This window comes from Methylobacterium sp. Leaf94 (assembly GCF_001426045.1).
In the GTDB taxonomy this organism is placed as follows: Bacteria; Pseudomonadota; Alphaproteobacteria; order Rhizobiales; family Beijerinckiaceae; genus Methylobacterium.
This window is the reverse complement of sequence record NZ_LMRM01000055.1, coordinates 1-3,458: the sequence shown is the minus strand read 5'-3', so window position 1 is coordinate 3,458 and position 3,458 is coordinate 1. Positions and strand designations below refer to the sequence as shown.

Sequence of the window (3,458 nt, the reverse complement as noted above, 5' to 3'; positions counted from 1 at the left end):
GAGCAGCCATCGCATCCTCCTCAGGCTCCAAACCCAGGAATGAATCACGACCGAGATGCCGACGCTACCCCGCGTGAGTCCTGCTCAGCGAGGCTTGGTATAAGCACGATCTGGAGACACGGGAGCGGCGCGTTCACGAGTTCGGCCCCGACCGCGTACCAGGCGAGTTCGTGTTCGTGCCGGCGAGGCCCGAGGCTGAAGAAGACGAGGGCTGGCTCGTCGGGCTCGTCGTCGACACGGTGAGTGATACGACCGACTTCGTCATCCTCAACGCGCGCGCATTCGAGGCGCCGCCCGTCGCCGCGGTGCACCTGGGGCATCGGATCCCGCCGGGCTTTCATGGGAACTGGTTTCCAAAGTCGTGGGCCGAGTGACCGTCTCTGGATGCTTCGGCAGTTGATCCGCTTTCCTATGTAATATCTCATGGGGCGCAGGATTGTCCCGTAATGCCCGGGAAGCCGAAATGCCCGTTGCGAGCGACCCGAAGCCTGCCGTCATCCAGGATCACGGAGGAAAGCCGTTCCTCCCCGGCTTCGTGCCCGGACCGCTGGGACCGACAGGTCTCGCTGCCATCGATGCCTACCAGCGAGTAGAAAACGACCTCTCGGTCGGCCAGATCTACCTGCTCGACAACCCGCTGCTGCGGGAGCCCCTGTCCCTGGGACCAGTTAAGCCGCACCTACTTGGCCATCGAGGCAGTACGCCCGGCCTCAATTCCATCTATGCGCACCTCAGGCGCGCCCTTCGATTGCAGATTATATGAGGGTGAGCTTAGCTGGCTGGACGGGCTCGGCCGCAAGCCGTTGAAAAATTCCAAGTACGGACTCGGGTGACGCCTGCGTTGCCGCCCCCTTGGCTACGTCATCCTGGGACCACATCCAGGTGCGTGCAGGGTCGCTCCGCATGGACCAGGCGGGAAACAGTCGCTCGGTCGCATCCGCATAGACGAGACGCGTGATCTCCAGGTGCCGTTCGTCCTGGACGATCCGCGCATAGGTCGCATCGAGAGCGTCTGCGTTGCCCTCCAAGAGCTGGAGATAGATGTCGCCACGACAAACCAGAGCGCCGGTCAGACCGTCCCGCGTGTTGCAGCGCCGCGATTGGGTGAGGATGCCATCCAGGGTGGATTGATCGAATCCGAACGGACGGGACGCATAGACGAGCTGCACGAGCTTCATTTGGCCAGCCTCCGATCGCGTTACCTTCGAAACCTTGGGGTCACCCGCAGGAGGCGGTTTGGGTGTCAGCCCGCCGCCTTTCTTCCAGGCCGATCTCGAGAAGCCGCTGCGCCAGCAGGACAGCCGTAGGCGCGTCGACGGCGGAGGCATCCGCGCCGACCCGCTCGACGAGTTCGGGCTTGTCGAGGAAGACAGGCCCCCCCACCATGATGCCGACCGAACGGTTCCGGGAGACGTCGCGGATCGACTGGATCGAGGCCGTGAGCCCTTCGATGCGGGTCTCGCAGCTCAGCGTGAGTCCGACGACATCGAACGACGTCGATCTCACGAGGCTTGCGATCTGCCCCGGGCTGGACGCCAAGCCACTCGTGACCTGCCATCCTGCGACCTGCAGGAACTGCTCAACGACGGCCACGCCAAACGTATGCAGCTCGCCCGGTGCCCCCATCAGGAGGGCCGCCCGGGCCTCGTCGTGAGCGGAGAGCTTCGTTTCGGATCGGTATTGCGAGAGGAGCAGCTGGAGGCGGGCAACGCCCACGGTCACCTCGATGAAGTCGCAGAGGTCCTCGTCCCATAGGCGTCCGAGCAAGGAGGCGGCCGGTGCAAGGAGTTCGAGGAACATGCTCTCGGTCGAATGGCCTTTGGCCAGGTGATCCCTGACGGCGTCCGAAGCGGCCAAAAGATCCGAACCGAGGAGGAGCTGCGTGAAGGCTTCGATCTGTTGCGCGTCAGGTTTGGCGAGCGGAGCGCTCGCCGCGGGCGCAAGCTGCGGGTGAAGCAGCTTCAAACGCGGGATGATGTCTGTTTCGACGATGCGGCTGAGAGCCAGGGCGCGCTGGCGGCTGTCCTCGGCCGTGCGTTTGCGCGCATAGGCAAGGCGAACCTCCGAGACCCAGCCGGCGGGTCGCGCCGACGGATCAGTCCACGCAGTGGTGGACAAAGCGAGGTTTGACATGGTCCGCTCCCCCGAACGCTCTTCCTGTGCCGGGGCGATTGTCGGTCGATGGCCGTGCGCCTCTTGGACCCATCAGAGCGCCGCGCCGACGGAATGTAAAGGCGCTCGCGAAAAGTTCCCGGCTCGACGTGTGCTTTGGTCCGCTCGACAATCCAGAGGGGGTATTCTTGTATCCGCCCCGCGCGCGCTCATCGATCAGGACATCGACGCTACAGGGATATGGCTGGAAAGTTGCCGAGCGCTGCCGCGACTACAGGCGCCCGAGCGTATGGAGTGGACCCGTGTCGAGTTGCTGCAGGATGCGCGTCAGGGCCGCGATATTGTCCTTGTCGTCGGTGCTTTCGAGGGCGTCCTGCAAGACGACGCGGATGTCCTCGGCTTCGACCTTCTCCATGTCCCAGTTAGGATAGAGCCGCTCCCGCTCTTCCTCACTCTGGCTGAGCGTGACGAGATCGTGATGGCGGGGATCACCCTGGAGGCTCGCGACAAGATCTTGCATCTGGGCCGCCGGCCCCTCGATCCATTGAAAGAAAATGCCACTGCCGAAGACCAAAACTCCGGTGATGCCGCGAGCGAGATTGTTCCGCTGGGCCGCCTCTACGATCCGGTCGACCTCCGCGTCATCGACGCCATCGGCGGCACGGCTGCAGTAGACGAAGTGATACAGAGCGGGCAGAGCGCCTTCGTCCAACTCAGCGCCACGGAGAAAGCCGTATTCGTCCAACATGGGTGGACCCTCTCCAGGGATGCTGGACGAGCCGTTCTGCCCAGCATGAGGACGGCAGGATAGCGCATCTCACCGGATTTGAAACTGGACTTGGTTGCCCAGGTCTTTGCGCCGATATCGCGGGTTCTCCCGCGTGATGGGCCCGTCAGCGCGAACAGCCTCGGCCAATCCCGCCTTTCACGTACCCCTTGAAGGACTGTCTCGAACATGAGGCGCGAGCGCGTAGCGAGGTGACAGCATCCGTTACCGAGTCTTGCTGCCCAGCTGGGAGGCTTCGAACTGAAGAGCGCTGTCTTCGGGTATCTATGGTTTCAACCTGGCACGCAATTAGCTAGCGCCGCAGCTGATTGCCGCTTCCACGGGGCTGCTCCACAAAAGCGAACTGGCAGGAAACCACCAACCCAGTCGTAGTGCGGACTGACCGAAGCCGACCCAACCTAGTCGTACAAGTTGCTGTGGACGCAGCCCACAAGCGGCCGTAGGCTCGGGATCCAGTTATACCAAGCCTCGCTGAGCAGGACTCACGCGGGGTAGCGTCGGCATCTCGGTCGTGATTCATTCCTGGGTTTGGAGCCTGAGGAGGATGCGATGGCTGCTC

General features: G+C 63.2%; 4 protein-coding genes and 1 pseudogene. 2 read left to right on the top strand and 3 right to left on the bottom strand.

Annotation, left to right across the window (positions count from 1 at the left end; translation table 11 throughout):
- The first annotated feature begins 80 nt into the window (after nucleotides 1–80).
- Nucleotides 81–374 carry a carotenoid oxygenase family protein gene (locus ASG63_RS19795; RefSeq protein WP_082559421.1) on the top strand — a complete coding sequence of 98 codons (294 nt, stop codon included), beginning with the start codon at nucleotides 81–83 and terminating at the stop codon, nucleotides 372–374.
- Between the two features lie 89 nt (nucleotides 375–463).
- Nucleotides 464–748 (top strand): annotated as a pseudogene (locus ASG63_RS24700) (hypothetical protein); the annotation flags it as partial.
- A 7-nt stretch (nucleotides 749–755) separates the two neighbouring features.
- Here the strand turns inward: ASG63_RS24700 and ASG63_RS19785 are convergent.
- The 3 genes from ASG63_RS19785 to ASG63_RS19775 form a co-directional block, all read right to left on the bottom strand.
- Nucleotides 756–1,178: a BLUF domain-containing protein gene (locus ASG63_RS19785; RefSeq protein WP_056220569.1), complete on the bottom strand. Its 423-nt coding sequence runs from the start codon at nucleotides 1,176–1,178 to the stop codon at nucleotides 756–758.
- A gap of 40 nt (nucleotides 1,179–1,218) precedes the next feature.
- On the bottom strand, nucleotides 1,219–2,133 hold the full coding sequence (locus ASG63_RS19780; RefSeq protein WP_056220567.1) for a cobalamin B12-binding domain-containing protein: 915 nt from the start codon (nucleotides 2,131–2,133) through the stop codon (nucleotides 1,219–1,221).
- Between the two features lie 250 nt (nucleotides 2,134–2,383).
- A complete protein-coding gene (locus ASG63_RS19775) occupies nucleotides 2,384–2,860 on the bottom strand; it encodes a BLUF domain-containing protein (protein ID WP_055955782.1) in 477 nt (158 codons plus the stop codon).
- Nucleotides 2,861–3,458 lie beyond the last annotated feature (598 nt).